The sequence below is a fragment of the Paenibacillus sp. JT31N11 genome, from assembly GCF_056269285.1.
Genome location: NZ_JBWDNQ010000014.1, coordinates 26,650 through 45,154, shown reverse-complemented (window position 1 = coordinate 45,154; position 18,505 = coordinate 26,650). Strand labels below are relative to the sequence as shown.

At 44.7% G+C, this 18,505-nt stretch carries 14 protein-coding genes; all 14 read left to right on the top strand.

Annotated elements, in window-relative coordinates; genetic code table 11:
* The first annotated feature begins 12 nt into the window (after nt 1–12).
* Nucleotides 13–1,161 (top strand): Gfo/Idh/MocA family protein, encoded by a 1,149-nt coding sequence (locus AC0YNV_RS31820; RefSeq protein WP_475771620.1) that lies wholly within the window; start codon nt 13–15, stop codon nt 1,159–1,161.
* A 35-nt stretch (nt 1,162–1,196) separates the two neighbouring features.
* The gene (locus AC0YNV_RS31815) at nt 1,197–2,936 is read left to right on the top strand and encodes an extracellular solute-binding protein (protein ID WP_475771619.1); all 1,740 of its coding nucleotides are present in this window, start codon (nt 1,197–1,199) and stop codon (nt 2,934–2,936) included.
* Between the two features lie 84 nt (nt 2,937–3,020).
* Nucleotides 3,021–3,989, top strand: a complete 969-nt coding sequence (locus tag AC0YNV_RS31810) for an ABC transporter permease (protein ID WP_475771618.1) — start codon at nt 3,021–3,023, stop codon at nt 3,987–3,989.
* A 14-nt stretch (nt 3,990–4,003) separates the two neighbouring features.
* Nucleotides 4,004–4,885, top strand: coding sequence for a carbohydrate ABC transporter permease (locus AC0YNV_RS31805; protein ID WP_475771617.1), 882 nt, complete (start codon nt 4,004–4,006; stop codon nt 4,883–4,885).
* A 36-nt stretch (nt 4,886–4,921) separates the two neighbouring features.
* Nucleotides 4,922–6,211 (top strand): aspartate aminotransferase family protein, encoded by a 1,290-nt coding sequence (locus AC0YNV_RS31800; protein ID WP_475771616.1) that lies wholly within the window; start codon nt 4,922–4,924, stop codon nt 6,209–6,211.
* A 26-nt stretch (nt 6,212–6,237) separates the two neighbouring features.
* Nucleotides 6,238–7,008, top strand: a complete 771-nt coding sequence (locus tag AC0YNV_RS31795) for a phytanoyl-CoA dioxygenase family protein (protein ID WP_475771615.1) — start codon at nt 6,238–6,240, stop codon at nt 7,006–7,008.
* A gap of 19 nt (nt 7,009–7,027) precedes the next feature.
* Nucleotides 7,028–8,239: a Gfo/Idh/MocA family protein gene (locus tag AC0YNV_RS31790; RefSeq protein ID WP_475771614.1), complete on the top strand. Its 1,212-nt coding sequence runs from the start codon at nt 7,028–7,030 to the stop codon at nt 8,237–8,239.
* A 51-nt stretch (nt 8,240–8,290) separates the two neighbouring features.
* The gene (locus AC0YNV_RS31785) at nt 8,291–9,472 is read left to right on the top strand and encodes a M20 family metallopeptidase (RefSeq protein ID WP_475771613.1); all 1,182 of its coding nucleotides are present in this window, start codon (nt 8,291–8,293) and stop codon (nt 9,470–9,472) included.
* 17 nt (nt 9,473–9,489) lie between these two features.
* Nucleotides 9,490–11,211 (top strand): dihydroxy-acid dehydratase, encoded by a 1,722-nt coding sequence (locus AC0YNV_RS31780; protein WP_475771612.1) that lies wholly within the window; start codon nt 9,490–9,492, stop codon nt 11,209–11,211.
* A gap of 1,152 nt (nt 11,212–12,363) precedes the next feature.
* On the top strand, nt 12,364–12,519 hold the full coding sequence (locus AC0YNV_RS31775; RefSeq protein ID WP_475771611.1) for a hypothetical protein: 156 nt from the start codon (nt 12,364–12,366) through the stop codon (nt 12,517–12,519).
* 695 nt (nt 12,520–13,214) lie between these two features.
* Entirely contained in the window at nt 13,215–14,132 is a 918-nt protein-coding gene (locus AC0YNV_RS31770) for an ArsR/SmtB family transcription factor (protein WP_475771610.1), read from the top strand.
* Between the two features lie 1,179 nt (nt 14,133–15,311).
* Nucleotides 15,312–16,655 (top strand): ABC transporter substrate-binding protein, encoded by a 1,344-nt coding sequence (locus tag AC0YNV_RS31765; protein ID WP_475771609.1) that lies wholly within the window; start codon nt 15,312–15,314, stop codon nt 16,653–16,655.
* Nucleotides 16,656–16,714: 59 nt separating this feature from the next.
* Nucleotides 16,715–17,650, top strand: a complete 936-nt coding sequence (locus AC0YNV_RS31760) for a carbohydrate ABC transporter permease (RefSeq protein ID WP_475771608.1) — start codon at nt 16,715–16,717, stop codon at nt 17,648–17,650.
* A gap of 12 nt (nt 17,651–17,662) precedes the next feature.
* On the top strand, nt 17,663–18,505 hold the full coding sequence (locus tag AC0YNV_RS31755) for a carbohydrate ABC transporter permease (protein WP_475771607.1): 843 nt from the start codon (nt 17,663–17,665) through the stop codon (nt 18,503–18,505).

Here is an 18,505-nt window from a genome sequence, read left to right as displayed (position 1 = left end):
GGGGGGAAGAGAATGACCATAAAAGTTGGAATCGTAGGGGCGAGAGGTCTCAGTACACTGAAAGGATTTAAACACTTGCCGGAAACGGAAGTGGTGGCGCTTTGCGATTTGGATGGAGAATATGTACGTGAGGCTGCCGCCAAACACAGCATACCCCGTACTTATCGGATTTTTGAAGATTTGTTGGACTCGGATATCGATGCTGTGGTCATATCTACGCCCATGCAATTGCATGTGCCTCAAACGATTTTGGCCCTGCAATCGGGTAAGCATGTTTTGAGTGAGGTAACAGCGGGTGTTTCAATGGACGAATTATGGTGGCTGAAAGAAACTGTCGAATCTACGGGAAAAGTATATATGATGGCAGAAAACTATTGTTATATCCCACAAAACCAACTTATCTCTAACATGGTGAAGCAGGGGCTGTTTGGCGAGGTGTATTTCGGTGAAGGAGAGTATTTGCACGATATCCGAAGTCTTGCATACCGAAATAACCGCAGTGGAAATACAGGAGGCACTAAACCAACTTGGCGTAAATATTGGCAGCTTGGCAAACGCGGCGCATTTTATCCGACTCACAGTCTTGGGCCTGTGATGAAATGGTTTGAGGGAGATCGCATTCGTTCCGTTTCGTGCTATGGAACCGGTTGGAATACGGATCAACGTTTTCGCCAAGAAGATACCTCTATTACCCTGTGCCAGCTCGAAAGCGGTAAGCTAATCAAATTGCGTATCGATTGTATCTCACAGCGCCCGCATAATATGGGCTACTATACACTTCAAGGAACGAAGGGTTGCTTCGAAGCACCTCGGGGACTCGGAGATGAGCATAAAGTATGGCTCGAATCGACGGGAGATCATCCGGAACATGCCAGATGGCGTCCTTTAAGTGACTTTAATGAGTATTTGCCTGAACGGTATAAGAACGTAACGGAAGAGCAGAAGGCAGCAGGACACTGGGGAGGTGATTTCTTCATCGTTGAAGATTTTGTTAACGCGGTTAAGGGGCTGCATAAGCCCGCGATTGACGTATATGATGCCTGCGAATGGACGGCTGTGGCTTTGCTCTCCGAGCTGTCGGTGATGAACGGCGGAAAGAATATCGAGATGCCGGATTTCCGAAATAGCGATTCTTACGCAGAGCAGATTATTAAATTATAACGCGGAATTATGAAGGGGAATGGGAGGGTTTGAGCATGGCTACATTTAAAAAAGTAACGACTATTGCTGTCAGTGCTCTTATGTTGTTGGTCACCGCATGTTCAGGTCAGTCGGGTAACGATAAGGTGGAATCAACGAACAGTTCGAAGCCTTCAGACTCGAGTTCAACATCGGCTAATTCCTCTTCTCCACCTTTGTACACCATCAAATTATTAACCTCAACGGCTAATCCGTTGGTGAAAAAGAGCGATGAAACACCAATCGGCAAAGTGATCAAGGATAAATTCAATATCGTTTTTGAATTAATACCTTATAGCGGTAATTACCGGGACAAATTAAACATGATGCTCGCTTCAGGCGATTACCCGGAACTTCTTCGCGTCGAACGACAAGACTTGGTCATAAAATATATCAATGCGGGTGCCGCTCTACCATTAGATGACTATGTGAATAATTCAAAGTACTTCAAAGATTCGTTCAAGGAGCTCATATCTTACTGGAGAATGCCCGCGAGCGACGGCAAGCTGTACAAATGGGAAATGTCTGTTCCGCAGGATGTAAACAATTTCTGTGAATGCAATGACATCGCTGTCCGTAATGATATTCTCAAGGAGCAGGGCTATCCGAAACTACTGAGCACAGATTCATATATAGCGTTTCTAAAGAATGCAATTGCCTCACATCCGACCACCAATGGCAAGAAGACGCTCGGCGTCGTCGCGCCTTTCGCCGAATCATGGGGAATGGCCGGTATTCTGCCCATTCTCTATGAGAAAGGCGACAAGTATATCGCTATTGGTAACGAGGGAGTTGTTTTTAATGTCAAAGATCAGAAATTTGAGGATATGCTCCTTAACCCTTACACGAAGGAGTCGATACAATTTTTCAACAAACTGTATCAGGAAGGGCTTCTCGACAAGGAGAGCTTCACGGATACTTACAATCAAGTATTGGAAAAGATAAAGTCTGGTCAAGCATTGGCTTTCTATTACACCATGTGGGCCAAAGATGTTGTTAACAACACACTGGAACAAGCCGGACAACAGGAATTGGAGTATGTCCAGCTACCAATTCAAACGAATACCATGGTCCAAGAGGGCCAGAAGAAGAACCTTCGTTTAGAAACCGTTCGTCCGTTTGATTCGGTTATCATTACGAAGGCTGCGAAAGACCCAAAGCGCTTATTCGAATTGATCGACTGGATTTCTTCAGATGAGGGGCAGCTTCTTCTGCAGTCCGGTATAGAAGGGGTTCACTACAATATCGTGGATGGAAAACGTGTTCTAACCGACGAGTTCAAGAAAGGATATAAGGAAGATCCGGATTACTTAGCGAAGCAGGGCTTCGGTTTATTAACTATCCTTGGCTCCAAGGCATCCTCGGCAGAAGACGGTCAACCGTATAATTTACTTAGCGATATCAATGTTCATGATGAATTTACGTTGACCAAGACGGTAGCAGACACCTACAAAGCAATGGGCTGGGCAAACTCGAAGGATTGGTACTTGAAAAACGGCGTTCCAGCTCCGACTGGTTTGGCAAGTGGCGTCATCATCGACCCGGCAAGCCCGGAAGGATTGATTTCTCAGAAAATGGTGGAGCTTCGTATAAAAAGCTCAGCCAACCTGATTAGTGCCAAGTCTGATGCTGAATTCGAATCGACCTGGCAAAGCGTTGTCAAACAATATCAGGCTTTAAACCCGCAGAAAGTTGTCGAAAAGTACAATGAGCTTCTTAAAGAGCAGCTGGAAATTGTGAAGAAGAATATGAAGTAATTCAGCTAAGGGAGTTATGTGAGTACCTACCGTAACTCCCCTTTTTTCTTTATCCCAAATATACCGGAAAGGAGAGACTTGATCATGTACACGGGGGAGCAATCGTTGATGGGAACTGCAAGTGAGCTTCAAAGCAGCAGACATAAGCGGCTAAAAAAGGTTTATAGGCAGAGATATTTATTTCTGATGATTATGCCGGCAGTTATTTTAATCTCTGTTTTCCATTATGTTCCACTAGCCGGTTGGTTGATAGCGTTTAAAAATTATCAGGTAGGTATCAATCCATTGAAGGTTCCATGGGTCGGGCTGCAGTATTTCAAAATGTTTTTCATGGAAAGCTCAGATTACATTTATTTGATTCGAAATACGTTGATTATGAATTTATCGGTTATTATTTTGAATCTCACGGTAGCCATGATATTTGCGATTCTTTTAAACGAAGTGCGACATTCGTGGTTTAAGAAGATCATTCAAACGGTCTCCTTTTTCCCCTTTTTCGTGTCGTGGGTCATTGTCTATGCGATTATTCACGCCCTTATGGGAGAATCCACCGGTGCGGTCAACGTCACACTTATCAAGCATGGGATCATCGATCATGGCATTAATGTATTAGGTGATAAAGCATTTTCATGGGTTCTAATCATATTTGTTATGGGTTGGAAGTATTTGGGGTACAACGGGGTGATTTATCTTGCCTCTATCGCTTCTATCCCATCCGAGCAGTATGAAGCGGCGGCAATTGACGGAGCGGGAAGGTTTGGGAAAATATGGTACATTACAATACCGAATTTAATGCCGACGCTTATCATTCTGTTGATTATGAACGTAGGCTGGGTACTTAATTCCGATTTTGAGCTATTCTACTTATTTACAAATCCAACAAACTGGGAGACCATGGAAGTCCTTGACATGTATATATACAAGTTTGGTCTGACATTGGGCAATTTCCCTTATGCAACCGCAGTCGGGATCGTAAAAACGATCGTTAGCCTGCTGTTAGTTATAGGAGCCAACGCACTTTCCAAGAAAGTTACTGATAAATCGCTGCTCTAATGAGGAGGGAAGCCATGGAAAAGAGAACGCTAATCGACTGGCTTTTCGAGACTTTGAATTACATTCTGCTGGTGGTTATCGGCATGATCATGTTTTTTCCGTTTCTGTATATCGCCAGCTATTCATTAAGTGAGCCGAGCAAATTACCGCAAGGGTTAATGGTTCTCCCGGCAGGATTTACGATTGAAGCTTATATAAGAGCCTTCCAAGACCCAGCCATATTCCACAGTATTATCATTTCAGTGGGCAGAACGGTTCTTGGCCCAATGCTTATGATTTTCGTTACTTCTATGGCCGCGTACTGTTTAACCAGGGACGACTTTGTAGCCGTAAGGTATTGGAGGAAATTTTTTGTTTTTACCATGTATTTTTCCAGCGGACTCATCCCGTTGTATGTTTTGATTGTTCAGCTTCAATTGTCGAAATCTTTTTTAGTGTATATCATCCCTACGGCAATCAGCGTTTTTAGTATGATCTTAATTAAAACATATATCGAAAGCTTGCCGGATTCCTTGGAAGAGGCGGCTGTCGTCGACGGAGCGAGCGATCTTACCGTATTCTGGCGGGTTGTATTCCCGCTTTGTTTGCCGGTTATTGCGGCGATGGTGCTTTTCTCGGCAGTTGGGCAATGGAATAATTTCATGGATACGCAGCTGTACAACGCCATGAATCCAGAATTGTTCACTTTGCAGTATGTGCTTTATCAAACACTGTCCAATGCGAATAATGCAAGTCTTATGCAGTCGGCATCTGGGAATCCGGCCGCAAATACGGTAACGCCCGAAGGGTTGAAAATGGCGATTACCATGATTACGGTTCTACCAGTAATGCTTATTTACCCGTTCCTACAAAGGTATTTTATAAAGGGATTGTTGGTAGGTTCGGTCAAGGGCTGAACATATTCAAATAAGAATCTGCATGGGAGGATTACAATGTCACGAAATGAGCAAATTTACGAGGAATCGAAGAAGTACACGCCGGGCGGGGTTCATACCTCTATTCGCAATATCGAACCTTTTCCGGTATTCGTTAAATCACAAGGCGCCTATATTTACGATGCAGACGGCAAGAAATATATCGATTACCAGGCTGCTTTCGGTCCTTTTATCCTGGGGCATAATCATCCTTACGTCAACTCAAAGGTCATTGAGGCGATCGGACGTTCCGATCTTTACGGAGTGGGCTGTACGGATTTGGAGGTCGACTGTGCGCGCCTTATTTGCAAACATGTCCCTTCTTCTGAACAGGTGCTCTTCTGCAATTCCGGATCGGAAGCAACTTATCACGCGATCCGGTTGTCCCGCGCGGTCACGGGGCGAACCAAACTCATCAAATTTCAAGGCTGTTACCATGGCTGGCATGATTATGTAGCACGTAACATGTTAAGCCCGTGGGATATGATCGGTAAACGCGATCCAGGCTCGGCCGGCATGCTTGACGAGGCGATCGATCATACGTTGGTTTGTACGTTCAACGATTTGGATGATGTAGAGCGGACGTTCCGGGAGAACAAAGGAGAAATCGCTGCGTTGATCGTAGAGCCGATTCCACATAACATCGGCTGTATTCTTCCCCAGCCGGGCTTCCTACAAGGGCTGAGGGAGGTGTGTACAGCAAACGGAGCATTACTTATCTTCGACGAAGTTATTACCGGATTTCGCCATGATCTCGGTGGATTTCAAAAGGTAGCCGGTGTAACCCCCGATTTAACAACGCTTGGCAAATCGATGGCCAACGGATATCCGATCGCTGCTGTCGCTGGAAAAAAGCTTTATATGGAGAGATTCAATACGAATCCGGGTGGCGATGTCTGGTTTGCCGGAACGTATAATGGGCATGCGGTAGGGACTGCCGCCTCTATCGCAACCATCGAGCTGATGGAGATGGAGCCGGTGCATGAGCGGCTATTTAAATTGGGAGATAAAATGCGTTCCGGAATCCGCGAGATCCATGAGCGGGTAGGTATAAAGGCGTTCGTTGCCGGCTTTGGTTCAGTCTGGACGACTTATTTCATGGATTTTGAGCCGAAAAATTACGGTGATTTACAGTATAACGATGCCAAGATGTATCTCAGCTACCGTCGCAGGCTGAACGAGAAAGGGATTTTCAAGATGCCGATGAATTTGAAACGAAATCATATCGGGTACAGCCATACCGACCAAGATATTGACGTCACGTTGGAGATCATAGAAACCGTGTTAAAAGAACTTCTACACAAATAATGGATTTTAATAGGGAGGGTTTTACGATGCTATTAAGCAACGAACAATTGGAACAGTTTCGTGACAATGGTTTTTTGTTGGTCGGTCCGATTCTGACGGAAGACGAACTACGAATTCTACGCGAAAGAATTGATGCACTTGCCTCAGGTGAAGACCCTTTGTCAGAACGAGTCGGGATCCGGTTAGAGGCTGATACGGACTCTGAGAAACTGAAGAATGAATCCAGGTTAAATAAAGTTTGGCAAATTTTGGACGCCTCTTCGTATGATGAAACCATTTCCAGACATGCTCGAAATTCCAAAATACTTAATATTATTGAGCAATTGCTTGGAACTACGGATATTAAGCTGTTTGGTGACCAAACCCTAATGAAGCCAGCACATCACGGTTCTGCCGTTTCCTGGCACCAGGATTCGGGATATTGGACCCAAATTAGTCCTCCCTCCCTCATTAACTGTTGGACGGCTCTAGACGATGCAACCATCGAAAACGGTTGTGTTCGCTATGTCCCCGGATCGCATAAGCATGGGGTTTTGGAACATCACAAAGGAAATGACGGATTTCTCCATGTCCATGACTTCGATCCGCAGAAGGCGGTTCCGGCAGAGGTTCCAGCCGGTTGGTGTGTTTTCCACCATAGCTGCACGATTCACAGCAGTGGTCCCAACTTGTCTCCTTACCGCCGGAGAGGATTAGTAACTTCCTATATGCGTGCCGATTCACAATGGGTGGGCGCGGCCGAGCAAAAAAAGGGGTTTCCGCTAGTTCGTGGAAAGGAATATGAGGGAAGGGTCTAAACAGACAGGGGGATAGATCGTGGCAGAAGTTCAACCGGTCCGCCTCGCGATCGTAGGTGGCCATCGAGGCGCAGCATTCCATCAAGCGCTGGCATATTTTAGTGGAAAGGTTACACTAACAGCCGTTTGCGAAATAAATGATGAAGTGCTGAAGTTGTGGATGGAGCGTCATCCTGGCATTCGGATCTATTCTGATTACGAATGGTTGTTGGAGGACCCGAATGTAGATGCCGTTTATCTCGCTACCCCGCTTTTTATTCATGCACAGCAAGCGATAAAGGGGCTGCGGGCAGACAAACATGTCATCAGCGAAGTGATCGCTTCACACACGTTAGATGATTGCTGGGAGCTGGTTGAGACGGTAGAGCAAACCGGGTTAGTCTACATGATGGGGGAAAATTATTGCTATATGCGTTCAAATATGATGGTGAAAAATATGGCTGAACAAGGGCAGTTCGGTGAGCTTACTTATGCGGAAGGTGCCTATATTCATGACTGTCGCAAGTTGACTCACGATATCAATGGCAGCTTAACATGGCGGGGAGAGCTCCTGAAAAACTTTAACGGCATGAATTACCCCACACATTCGCTGGGACCGCTCGCTCAGTGGATGGGTATTTATTGTGATGGCGGTGACCGCTTCGATAAAATGGCGACTTTTGTCACTAAAGGAAAGGCCGCGCAAAAGTATTACAACGAAATCTTCGGTGACAACCATCCAGGGGCGAAACCGGGCTTTTGGGGGCAGGGAGATTCGGCAGTAACCATGATTAGCACCAAACGAGGGGCGGTTATCGTTCTGCGGGTTGATTGGATTTCCCCAAGGCCGCATAACATGACTCATTATATATTACAGGGAACCAAAGGTGCTTATTTATCTCCTCGTCATGTTAGGGAAGACCCTTTAATTTGGCTGGAAGGCCGTTCCCCGGGAATTTCACACTCGTGGGAGAATCAGGCTGAATGGGAATCGCTTTGGAAATATTCTGATAAATTTGAGCATCCTCTATGGCAGCGGTGGCGAACTGAGGCGGACGTATCCGGTCATGGGGGCGGGGATTTTTTCGTTCTGGAGGAGTTTATATCTTCGATAATAGAGCAGCGGCAGCCACAAATTAATGTCTATGATGCAGTCACCTGGAGCTGCGTGTTTCCCCTTTCGGAACAATCGGTTGCAGCGGGAGGAACGCCGATTGAATTTCCGGATTTTATGCGCGGAGCAAAGGGGTAACGCTTGTTTACCGATATCGTCATAGCGCTAAAGGAACGGGGTGGTGTAAATATGTCAACGAGATTGGAAAAGGTGAGCGCAAGCCGGGTCGCTTTAGACACTTTACAATTGGTGAATATTCCGAGTCCAACCGGGGATACGCGTGAAATTGCAACAGCATATGAGGCATTACTTCAAAGTGTCGGGTGTATAGTGAAGTGTTACGAATTCGTTCCCAACAATCCGACGCTTGTTGCAACCTATGGTGATGATAGTTCGGAGAGAACGGTGTTATTCAACGGACATATGGACACGATCCCGCTTCTGCACGAATCGGCGTGCATCAAGGATGGACGTGTATATGGCAGGGGAGCATGTGATATGAAAGGCTCGCTTGCCTGTATCGTAGAGACTTTGCGGGTACTCAATGAGAGCGAAATCACTTTGCCTGGAAAAATCGTCGTTGTAGTAAATAGTTTACACGAAAGTCCTGGGGGCCGCGGCGAAGATCTGATTGCATTAACAGATAACATTGATTTGCAGGCTGATGCCGCTGTTGTAATGGAAGGGGCGACCTATGACTGTACGATTGCCCAGTTCGGTTCCGCCACATTCGAAATTACGATTCAAAGGGAAGGAGAGCCAAGCCACCAATTGTATACCCTGCCGGGGACACCGCATCCGATCACCGTTGCTGCCGACGTCATTCGGCAATTCAATAAGCTTAATCAAGAACTGGAAACCGAGTATATAGAAGACATTGGCTATGCATCCTACTTTATCGGATCCGTTCATAGCGGGCAATTTTACAATCAACATCCCAACAAGGCCGAGATAATCGGTGTAAGACGGTATGGTCCACTAACCAGGTTTGAAGTAATCGAACAAGAGCTGCACTCAGTGCTAAACAAGGTAGCAAAGGAGAACCGGGTTCAAATTGATTTAAATTTAAAAAAGGTAAGAGACGGGTACCGCATTAATAAAAATGACTTCGCCGTTTCTGCGCTTGTCAACGCCGTTCGTAAAGTTAGAAATATTAACCTTCCCCTCAACGGAAAAAAAATAGTTACGGACGCTGGGATATTTGTCAATAATCTAGGAATCCCCACTCTTTGCCACGGTCCCGACCAGCGTACTGCACACGGTGATGTGGAATATGTCGAGATAAGTGAGCTTGAGTTAACAGTTCAAGTGTATCTGGAATTCATTTTTGAATTTTTGACCTCTGACACTGTTTTTCGAAAGAATTTTTAGGACGAAAGGATAAAAAAATGGGATTAAGAAGTCAGGAATGGTTCGAAGGTAAGCCCGATCATACGTTTGAGCACCGCTCCTCTATGAGGGCCATGGGACATATCCCGGAATCTTTCTTAGGTAAACCTATAATCGGTATCTTTAACTCATGGAATGATTTTTCTAATTGCAATTTACCTCATAAACAGCTGGTAGAGCATGTGAAACGAGGTGTGTTCATGGCAGGCGGATACCCAATGGAAATGAATACGATAACCACTCCCTCGGATTTTATGAAGCCTTCAGATTTGCCTTACCGAAATCTGATGTCTATGGATATTGAGGAAATGACTCGGTCATTGCCGATAGACGGTATGGTTTTGTTGTGTGAATGCGATAAAACGACTCCAGCTCAGTTAATGGCCGCAGCCAGCTGTAATTTGCCGGCGCTTCAACTCGCAGCGGGACACCGTGCCACGGCCTATTTTCGTGGGAAGCCTATAAACTATGGAACTGACTTTTGGAAATACCTCGATGACTACAATGCGGGGTTATTGACAAGTTGCGAATGGAGTGAATTGGAAAAATGCATCTCTTGCAGTTTGGGAGGTTGTCCGGTGATGGGGACGGCTTCTACGATGAAAAGTCTTTCGGAAATACTGGGTATGATGCTTCCAGGTACGGCAAGTATTCCCGCAAATCATTCCGAACGATACGTTGCTGCTGAAGCGACCGGGCGTCGCATTGTCGAGATGGTGAATGAGGATTTGCTTCCATCGATTCTAATGACACAATCGGCTTTTGATAACGCTATAAAACTTTTGGCCGCGCTTGGAGGATCCAGTAATGCAGTAATCCATTTAACGGCAATTGCAGGCCGATTGGGTATTCGTTTGTCATTGGATTCATTCGGACAACTTACACAGAATGTTCCGTTGCTTGTTAATTTACAGCCAAGCGGACTCTTTAACATGGATCAGTTCCATGTTGCAGGTGGTATTGCAGCCACCATCAAAGAGCTCTTGCCGATACTGGACGGGCGTGCATTAACCGCAACCGGAAAAACAATTATGGAGGAATATGATAGCGCAGAGGTTTATTGTCCTGAGGTGGTAACCACTTTGGCTAACCCGGTTAAACATGAGTCTGGGTTTGCAGTTCTTAAAGGTAATATTGCTCCTGAAGGAGCTATATTAAAAAGATCGGCAAGCTCGCTGCATTTTATGCGTCACATTGGAAGAGCAGTTGTATTTGAGAGTTATCAAGACATGCAAGATCGGATTAATAGCGAAGATCTGGAGGTGGACGAGAACTCTGTTCTGATAATGAAAAACTGCGGACCTGTTGGCTCCGGTATGCCCGAATGGGGGTTAATTCCTATTCCGAATAAGCTGCTGAAAAAAGGTGTTCGAGATATGGTGAGAATTAGCGATGCCAGAATGAGTGGTACCAGTTATGGGACCGTAATCCTACATACGGCGCCCGAAGCCGCCGTCGGCGGTCCGTTTGCGGTTGTCCAGAACAATGACTTAATAGATATTGATATACCGAACGGAGTTTTAAATTTGCTTGTTGATGAACAAATTATCGCCAGCCGGCTTGCTGAGTGGGAAAAACCCCAATCCCCTCATGTTAGGGGTTATATGCGTATTTTCGAAGATCTTGTTATGCAGGCTCCCGAAGGTTGCGATCTGCGTTCATTACGCGCGAAAAATAGAGCCGAGGCAAAGTTTGTTCCTCCGATAGTAGGTAGAGGATAAGAGGGACCATGTTGGGATAATTCGAGCGACAGAAAATAAATCCATATGAGAAAGAAATTAAAGCGATTTACAGCATAAAACCGTGTGAAATCGTCATCGGTAGTACGAACCGTTCCTGTCATAACGTCGGTTCAGATTCCAGCGGTATCATTCACCGGGGAAGTTTGATTCCTCTTTAACGTACCGCTGATAATAGAACTCCAGAAACTACTCCCTGGAGTTTTTGCTTTGCATTCCAGTACAAATACCATCTCTGTTATTTACATACACACAAGTACAAATACAACGGATATAACGTTTGCCGTGGATCTCAACGATATCTTCCGTTGTATCGTCATGTGCTACTTTCTCGGAAATTTTATCGATTGTGCCACTGCCGATTAGTTCTCAACGCATGAAAACGAGGACTGGCGTTTGCTCGATAGTAGCTGTAAATAAATGCATGTAGACGTCAGTTGGCGGAATCCTAGGTATGAACGTTTCAAGTGTTAGCCTCCGGATATTCTAATTTTAGTGCTGCTACCGAATCGAATAATGCCGTTTCGAAAACAAACCTGGCCGGCTCTTTGTCCGTACGGTTCTTAATGATGTGACAATAAAACATGCCCTTTTTAGTGAATACAAACATTGTATTATCGCGCTCATTCAATAACGGAAATCTTTTCAACCATTAACCAATCACCTCTTGCGAGCGTATATTCGACATAAAAAAAATTCCTGCAATAATAATTTCACTTTCTAGAGGCTATTTTTGTTAAATAGTTGCCGTGATTCCAAACAATTAGGTCATATGATGAGCATATTGTTGAGGAAGCCCCAGAAGTGTTTTTACAATAAACATAATGTTAAGAATGTAAATGTTAAAACTGAACGGTGCAACTCTTTTGGAAAACTAGAGATAGTCGCCCGCTCAGCCGGTTGAATAGCCTTAATTGGAAGCAGGCGTGGATAAAGGGGCCATACGAAAAACGCTCCACCCTCATTCATTTTCAATCGCCGATCTTGAAGACCGTTACCAAAAAAGTAAACATAGGCAATTGACAATCCATGATTATAATCTGATGCCGGTCCATAGCACATTTTCGCGAAACCTATAGGTTTGAGCAAATGATTCGCAGGAGCCGATCATTGACCAGGTTGGCCTAGTGGGGGATGCCAGTAACCGTTGTAGTATGTACAGACGATGTCAGTTCAGCCAAGCTCAAAGCGATGTCGATGTTCGGTAACACACTTAATCATGCTTACGCTTACTATCGTTATGTTTGTACAAATATCCTGTCCCGGGAGCTGCTGCAGCTTGGAATCTAGAACATCGTTGCGTTGCAGATATATCCTACAATATAGGGTATAAAGATATCTAGTGTCATTCATTGGTTGGGAGCCGTTGTTATTGACAAAAGTGGGTAAAAACCGGACAATAGCGTCGATAAGGCATCTTGAAAAAGTATGATTCTATCAAGAAGGAGTGATTGGAATGGATTATGTAACATTAAGCAGGACTGGTTTAGATGTAAGCGTTATCAGAATAGTTGCAGGAGGAAGGGCTGTTCCATGACTTCTTCGGTATCGCTTAGAATGTAATCCAGATAGGAGTATTCAATCAAAGCATGTTCCATACGTACGATCTGGCAGGGCGATTCGTATCCTGCGCAGCTTCCGGAGGGCTGTTATCCTATTCTTTCACCACAATACATTCAGGATGTTCGCGGGCGGCGAATTCATTGAACCCTACGGTTATATACCGTTAGGGCTGTTTGCTGCAACCTACACCCTTGTATTAAAATAATGAGGGTGATGCAACTAAATTATTTTCAAGCTTGGCATTATGTGCTAAGCGATACCTTATGGCACAAGAAGATGGGTTGTATATAATGGTGTTGGGAATGAATAGTTAATTTTAAAAAATTAAAACAGCATGAATACTATATTGGAAAGATAAGGGCGTTCTACAAGGTACAGTAGATGTATGTAGATGGAACAACCTAAAAGGGGAGCAGAACAGTATGTTAGAGTTGTCGATTGATGAGTCGGAGCGGTTAAGAAAAGTTGCGCACGCGTTGGCTTCGGATGTTCGTATTAACATTTTAAAGTTATTGAATTACAAGCAGGAAAATATCGTCGATATTGCTGAAAAATTGGATCTGCCCGTATCCACTGTTGCTTCTAATATCCGAGTTCTGGAAAATGCGGGAATTATCATGACGGAAGTGCAGCCTGCTTCCAGAGGCACGATGAAGGTTTGCACAAGAACGTTTGACGATATTCATATGCATCTGAATTTAAACGTCGGATACAATAATCCGACGAACGTATACCAAATTGAAATGCCGGTGGGCTGTTACGCTGATTGCGAAATCCACCCGACCTGCGGATTAATCACAGAAACTGGTATGGTTCAACCAGCCGACGAACCCTCCTACTTTTTCCATCCGAGTAGAGTTTCCGCGCAATTAATCTGGTTTCGCCGGGGATACATTGATTATAAATTTCCCGTGTTGTTGGAGACTAACGCGGACATTAAATCCATTCAATTTTCGATGGAGCTATGCTCCGAAGCGCCTAAGTATGATCACGATTGGCCGTCGGATATTACGATATGGATTAATGATATCGAAATCGGAACATGGACATGTCCTGGCGATTTCGGTGATAGAAGGGGAAAGCTGAACCCACATTGGTTACCCGATATCCATACGCAGTATGGGCTGCTGAAAACATGGAAGGTCGATAACACGGGAAGTTTCCTCGACGACGTGAAAGTTTCCGAAGTAAAGCTGGACGAGCTGGATTTGCGCACGAATAAGTTCATCAAGTTACGAATCGGAATCAAGCATAATGCAGTACATATCGGCGGCATCAATATTTTCGGCAAGCAGTTCGGCGATTACAACCAGGACATCATTATGCGGATCATCTACTGATCGGTTACGTGGTACGAATGGTCTACCTTCTCAGAATGAACAAAAAATCGATACTAGCGTTCATGCAAACTGAAAAATAGATGTTTGATTATTATCTTCTATATGGCCAGCTTCATGTTTCTGGGAGGTGGGCCTCGTTAAGTTTGGGGCTATTCTGTAGCGTGTGATCATGAGGAAAATCTCAGAATACTGAGATTTTCCTCATGTAACGCGTGCCAGATCCTAAAGGAAATACGAAATAGTGAGCTCTCCTTCAAACGTCAGCCTTTCCTAATACGGGCGAGGAACGCTTGGACCATTCTCCAGCTCCAGCAAAATAAAGATTGCTGTAAAGCCGTGAGAACATTTTACATATGCAAAAATTTAGTTTTTAAAGAATATGTAGGTTTAAGTTTGATCTGCTCGTTTTAACATAACCTTTTTCGAAGCGTTAAGAATAAAAGGAATTCGTGGCATTTTCAGCAAAAATTGTTGGCCAACATAAAACAAAAATCCCATAATAGGGGATCTCCCAATTCCATGGTATCCGCACTCTTAACAATCGTCAAGTTTATTTTTTCCTTCAGTTGGTTTCAGTGCACCACTCGATTCGCCAAATCATTTCGAGAGTGATAGGTATTAGCGCCTTGACAGGCTGAATGGGGGCTTAGATTTCTGCTACTCTCACGAAACGCGACTGGTCGCTTTTATCAACACCACACATGTTGTCTCAAACGGATAATCTTATGAATGTGATTAACACTCTTTCTCCTTTAGAAGCAATGCGATTAAAGATATCGATTAATTTTAAGGGGATTGCTAAACCGTTGTTCTGCTGAAGGTAAAGGGTTGTTTATGGTGGCCAGGATACCGATGGCGGCAACTTATCCGAACGATTTATCTGTTCTAGTCAAGGCTGATCGAGCTTTCCCAATATGGTTTTACTACTATTCCGTGATGCATTTGATAATAAAGCACGCTGATTATGCTATTCGTTACAATTATTCGGTATTAATTAAAAAAACGGTAAAAAAGTATTGACGAATCAATTTATCTCTTATAGAGTTTATATTGGCGTTACTGATTACCGTTAATGTTACATAATTGGAAAATAAAAGGGGGAGGGCGGTTTGCCAGCCACTTTTCCAATGAGTAATGTAAGCGTAATCATTTCTTTACTATTTTTTAAGGAGGATATCTATGAAACGAACAAAACTGTATATGGCTGTACTAGGGATGCTGGTGATTGTGTCACTGCTTTTAAGTGCCTGTTCGTCAGGAAATGAAAGCGCTTCTAACTCGTCGTCTGCTAATGAAAACGCAGGGGTGAAGGCAGGAGAAGAAGCGGTCGTTCCCGACGAGAAAGTGACGATCACCTATTGGAACTTGTTCGGTGGCGGTGACGGTGTGATCATGAACGAGCTTGTGAAGAAATTTAACGAAGAACATAAGGATCAAATCGAAGTCAAGGCACTGACGCAGGATTGGGGACAATTTTATACAAAGCTGCAAACAGCTGTTGCCGGTGGAAACGCGCCTGATCTTGCGATATCTCACACGTCCAAATTAAGCGAGTTGGTGGATCTGGGAATCATCGAACCACTAGATCCTTATCTGGATTCGATGGGGATAGATGTAAGTGGATTCAACGAAAACATGCTGAACGCGACGTTGTTCGACGGCCAACAGTACGCATTACCGCTTGACGCTCACCCACTCATTATGTTTTACAACAAAAAAATTCTACGGGACTTGAATTTGCTGGACGAGAACGAAAAACCGATCATTGAACCGGGTCCAGAAGGATTTACAAGCTTCCTTCAAAAAATCAAAGACGGTGTTCCGAAAGGCATCGTGAATATGCTGCTAGCCTCCACCGGCGAAGATCCGTACCGGGTATGGTGGGCGCTCTACAACCAGATGGGCGGAGAAGGCATGTTTGATGAGTCCGGCCAAAAGGTGACGTTGAATAATCCGCAGGGCAAACAGGCTGCGGAATATATGAACAGCATGTTCGAGAGCGGCTTGATACAAAGAAACCTGCCGAAAATCGGTGAGACGTTTCAAGCGGGCAAAGGTGCGATTTTGCTTACAGGTGTCTGGTTTACCGGTACGCTGGAAGCGACAGAAGGACTGGAGTTCGGAGCTGTTCCGTTCCCGCAAATCTATGACAAGCCTGCAACATGGATCGATTCACACAACTTCATCCTACCTATTCAGAAGAAGGGGCAAGACGAGAACAAGGTAAGAGCCTCATTGACGTTTGCCAAATGGGTGACGGACAATGCTGCCGAGTGGTCCAAGGCTGGACATATTCCCTCTTCCGCGACAGCTGTAGAATCGGAAGCGTTCAAAAGTCTTCCGCTTCGCCAAGATTATCTGCAAGCAGGCAACGACGGCGTCTACTTGCCGCAATCCCCGAAAATGTGGCCGGCGAAAGACCAGCTAGTCAAAGCATTGGATACGATTTGGTCCGGCCAAGCGGCTGTCGATAAAGGACTGGATGCAGCTGTTCAAAGCATGGAAAAACTTCTGAAACGATAAAAAAGGAATTCGCATCGGGGTTGCCGGCGCGAATCCCGCAGCATTATTGGAGGTGAATCATGAATACCGCATCGGTAGTGGATCCGAATCTGGTCGATATGTCAATAGGTAAGAGAAAAAGAAAGCTGTACAACGAATTGTTGGCGACCGGTTTTCTTGCTCCCTATTTCTTTTTCTTTATCCTTTTCTCGATCATTCCGATTTTTTACGGACTTTTCGTCAGCTTTCACGATTGGACGTTAATCGGCAAAGAAAGGTTTGTTGGTCTTGAAAATTATATCTATGCGCTTACGGATCCGGATTTTTGGGCGTCCTTGTGGAATACGACCTATTTCGTCTTAATATCCACACCTTTTATGATCTTAACGCCTTTCCTGCTCGCTCTGATTCTTGATTCGAAGGTGAAAGGCAGAACATTCCTGCGGACCCTCTTTTTTATGCCGAGTATTTTATCGGTAGCGGTAGTCAGCTTTATTTGGATATTCGTCCTAGCGCCATATACTGGTTTGGTCAATACGGTGCTGCATAATATCGGCATTCTCAGCCAGGAAACGGAGCTTTTTTGGTTGAATGATCCGAATTTTGCCTGGATTTCTATCGTCATGATCACGCTTTGGTGGACTCAGGGCTTTAACATGATCGTGCTTCTCGCGGGGCTGCAGGATATTCCAGTCGATCATTACGAAGCGGCCACACTGGATGGGGCAAATGCGTGGCAAAGGCTGAAATTTATCACACTACCTGCGATGCGCGGATTAATTGTGCTGATCACCGTGTTGCAGGTTATCGCGTCCTTTAAAGTTTTCGGTCAGGTATGGCTCGTTACACGAGGAGGTCCCGGCAACGAAACCCGGACTATAATCCAATACATTTATGAAACGGGCTTTACCGCCAACGATCTTGGATTGTCAACCGCTATGTCTTTTGTTTTCTTTATTTTTCTGATTGTGCTTTCATTCTTGCAGTTTAAAATTTTCAATAAAAAATCGGATTAAGGGGAAGTAGAGATGAATGAATTCGCTGGATCCAAAAGGTGGACTGTTCCGAAAATATTGTTATACGTTGCGGCATACGGTTTGGCACTCATCTTTTTTATTCCGGTTATCTACATGATATTCACTTCACTAAAACCGCAAGGAACCGCTATGGGTGATATGATCGACCGCTTTTTGCCCCCGTTTTCGATTGAGAACTACTTTTATATTTTTGAGAATGCGCCAATTATCCAATGGACGATGAACAGCTTGATCATCGCCATTATCGTTCCCATACTCAGCCTGACAATGGCCTCCTTGGCCGCGTTTGCGCTTTCCAGGATTGATTTCAGCTATAAGAAACTAGCATTCTGGCTCATTCTCAGTGGCATGATGATTCCCGGCGAAGCGACAATCGTGTCCTTGTATATGCTTGCCAACAGCTTGAACATTCTCGATTCTTATGCGGCGCTCATTCTACCCGGCCTTGCAGGTCCGCTTGGCGTCCTGATCATGAAGCAATTTTTCGACGGGATGCCGAATGAGTTGGTGGAGGCCGCCAAAATGGACGGCTGCAGCTTGTTTCGGGTTTGGTGGAAAATTTTTATTCCATTATCCAAGCCGGTGTTGTCTTCTTTGATGATCTTTGCTTTTCTGGGTACCTGGAATGACTTCTTATGGCCGTTTCTGGCGATTCAATCGGAAGAGTTGTTTACGCTGCCGATCGGCATTCCGTTTTTCATGAGTTCTTATAACCAGGACGAAACATTGCCGATGACAGTGAATGCGTATGCTTCCGTTCCGATCATCATTATCTTTATCATTTTCCAAAAATATATTGTGAAAGGCATTACCTTATCCGGAATAAAAGGTTGA

What these genes read in the sequence shown, in the direction of transcription:
- AC0YNV_RS31820 (WP_475771620.1), top strand. Translation starts at nt 13, where the DNA reads ATGACCATAAAAGTTGGAATCGTAGGGGCGAGAGGTCTCAGTACACTG.
- AC0YNV_RS31815 (WP_475771619.1), top strand. Translation starts at nt 1,197, where the DNA reads ATGGCTACATTTAAAAAAGTAACGACTATTGCTGTCAGTGCTCTTATG.
- AC0YNV_RS31810 (WP_475771618.1), top strand. Translation starts at nt 3,021, where the DNA reads ATGTACACGGGGGAGCAATCGTTGATGGGAACTGCAAGTGAGCTTCAA.
- AC0YNV_RS31805 (WP_475771617.1), top strand. Translation starts at nt 4,004, where the DNA reads ATGGAAAAGAGAACGCTAATCGACTGGCTTTTCGAGACTTTGAATTAC.
- AC0YNV_RS31800 (WP_475771616.1), top strand. Translation starts at nt 4,922, where the DNA reads ATGTCACGAAATGAGCAAATTTACGAGGAATCGAAGAAGTACACGCCG.
- AC0YNV_RS31795 (WP_475771615.1), top strand. Translation starts at nt 6,238, where the DNA reads ATGCTATTAAGCAACGAACAATTGGAACAGTTTCGTGACAATGGTTTT.
- AC0YNV_RS31785 (WP_475771613.1), top strand. Translation starts at nt 8,291, where the DNA reads ATGTCAACGAGATTGGAAAAGGTGAGCGCAAGCCGGGTCGCTTTAGAC.
- AC0YNV_RS31780 (WP_475771612.1), top strand. Translation starts at nt 9,490, where the DNA reads ATGGGATTAAGAAGTCAGGAATGGTTCGAAGGTAAGCCCGATCATACG.
- AC0YNV_RS31775 (WP_475771611.1), top strand. Translation starts at nt 12,364, where the DNA reads ATGCCAGTAACCGTTGTAGTATGTACAGACGATGTCAGTTCAGCCAAG.
- AC0YNV_RS31770 (WP_475771610.1), top strand. Translation starts at nt 13,215, where the DNA reads ATGTTAGAGTTGTCGATTGATGAGTCGGAGCGGTTAAGAAAAGTTGCG.
- AC0YNV_RS31765 (WP_475771609.1), top strand. Translation starts at nt 15,312, where the DNA reads ATGAAACGAACAAAACTGTATATGGCTGTACTAGGGATGCTGGTGATT.
- AC0YNV_RS31760 (WP_475771608.1), top strand. Translation starts at nt 16,715, where the DNA reads ATGAATACCGCATCGGTAGTGGATCCGAATCTGGTCGATATGTCAATA.
- AC0YNV_RS31755 (WP_475771607.1), top strand. Translation starts at nt 17,663, where the DNA reads ATGAATGAATTCGCTGGATCCAAAAGGTGGACTGTTCCGAAAATATTG.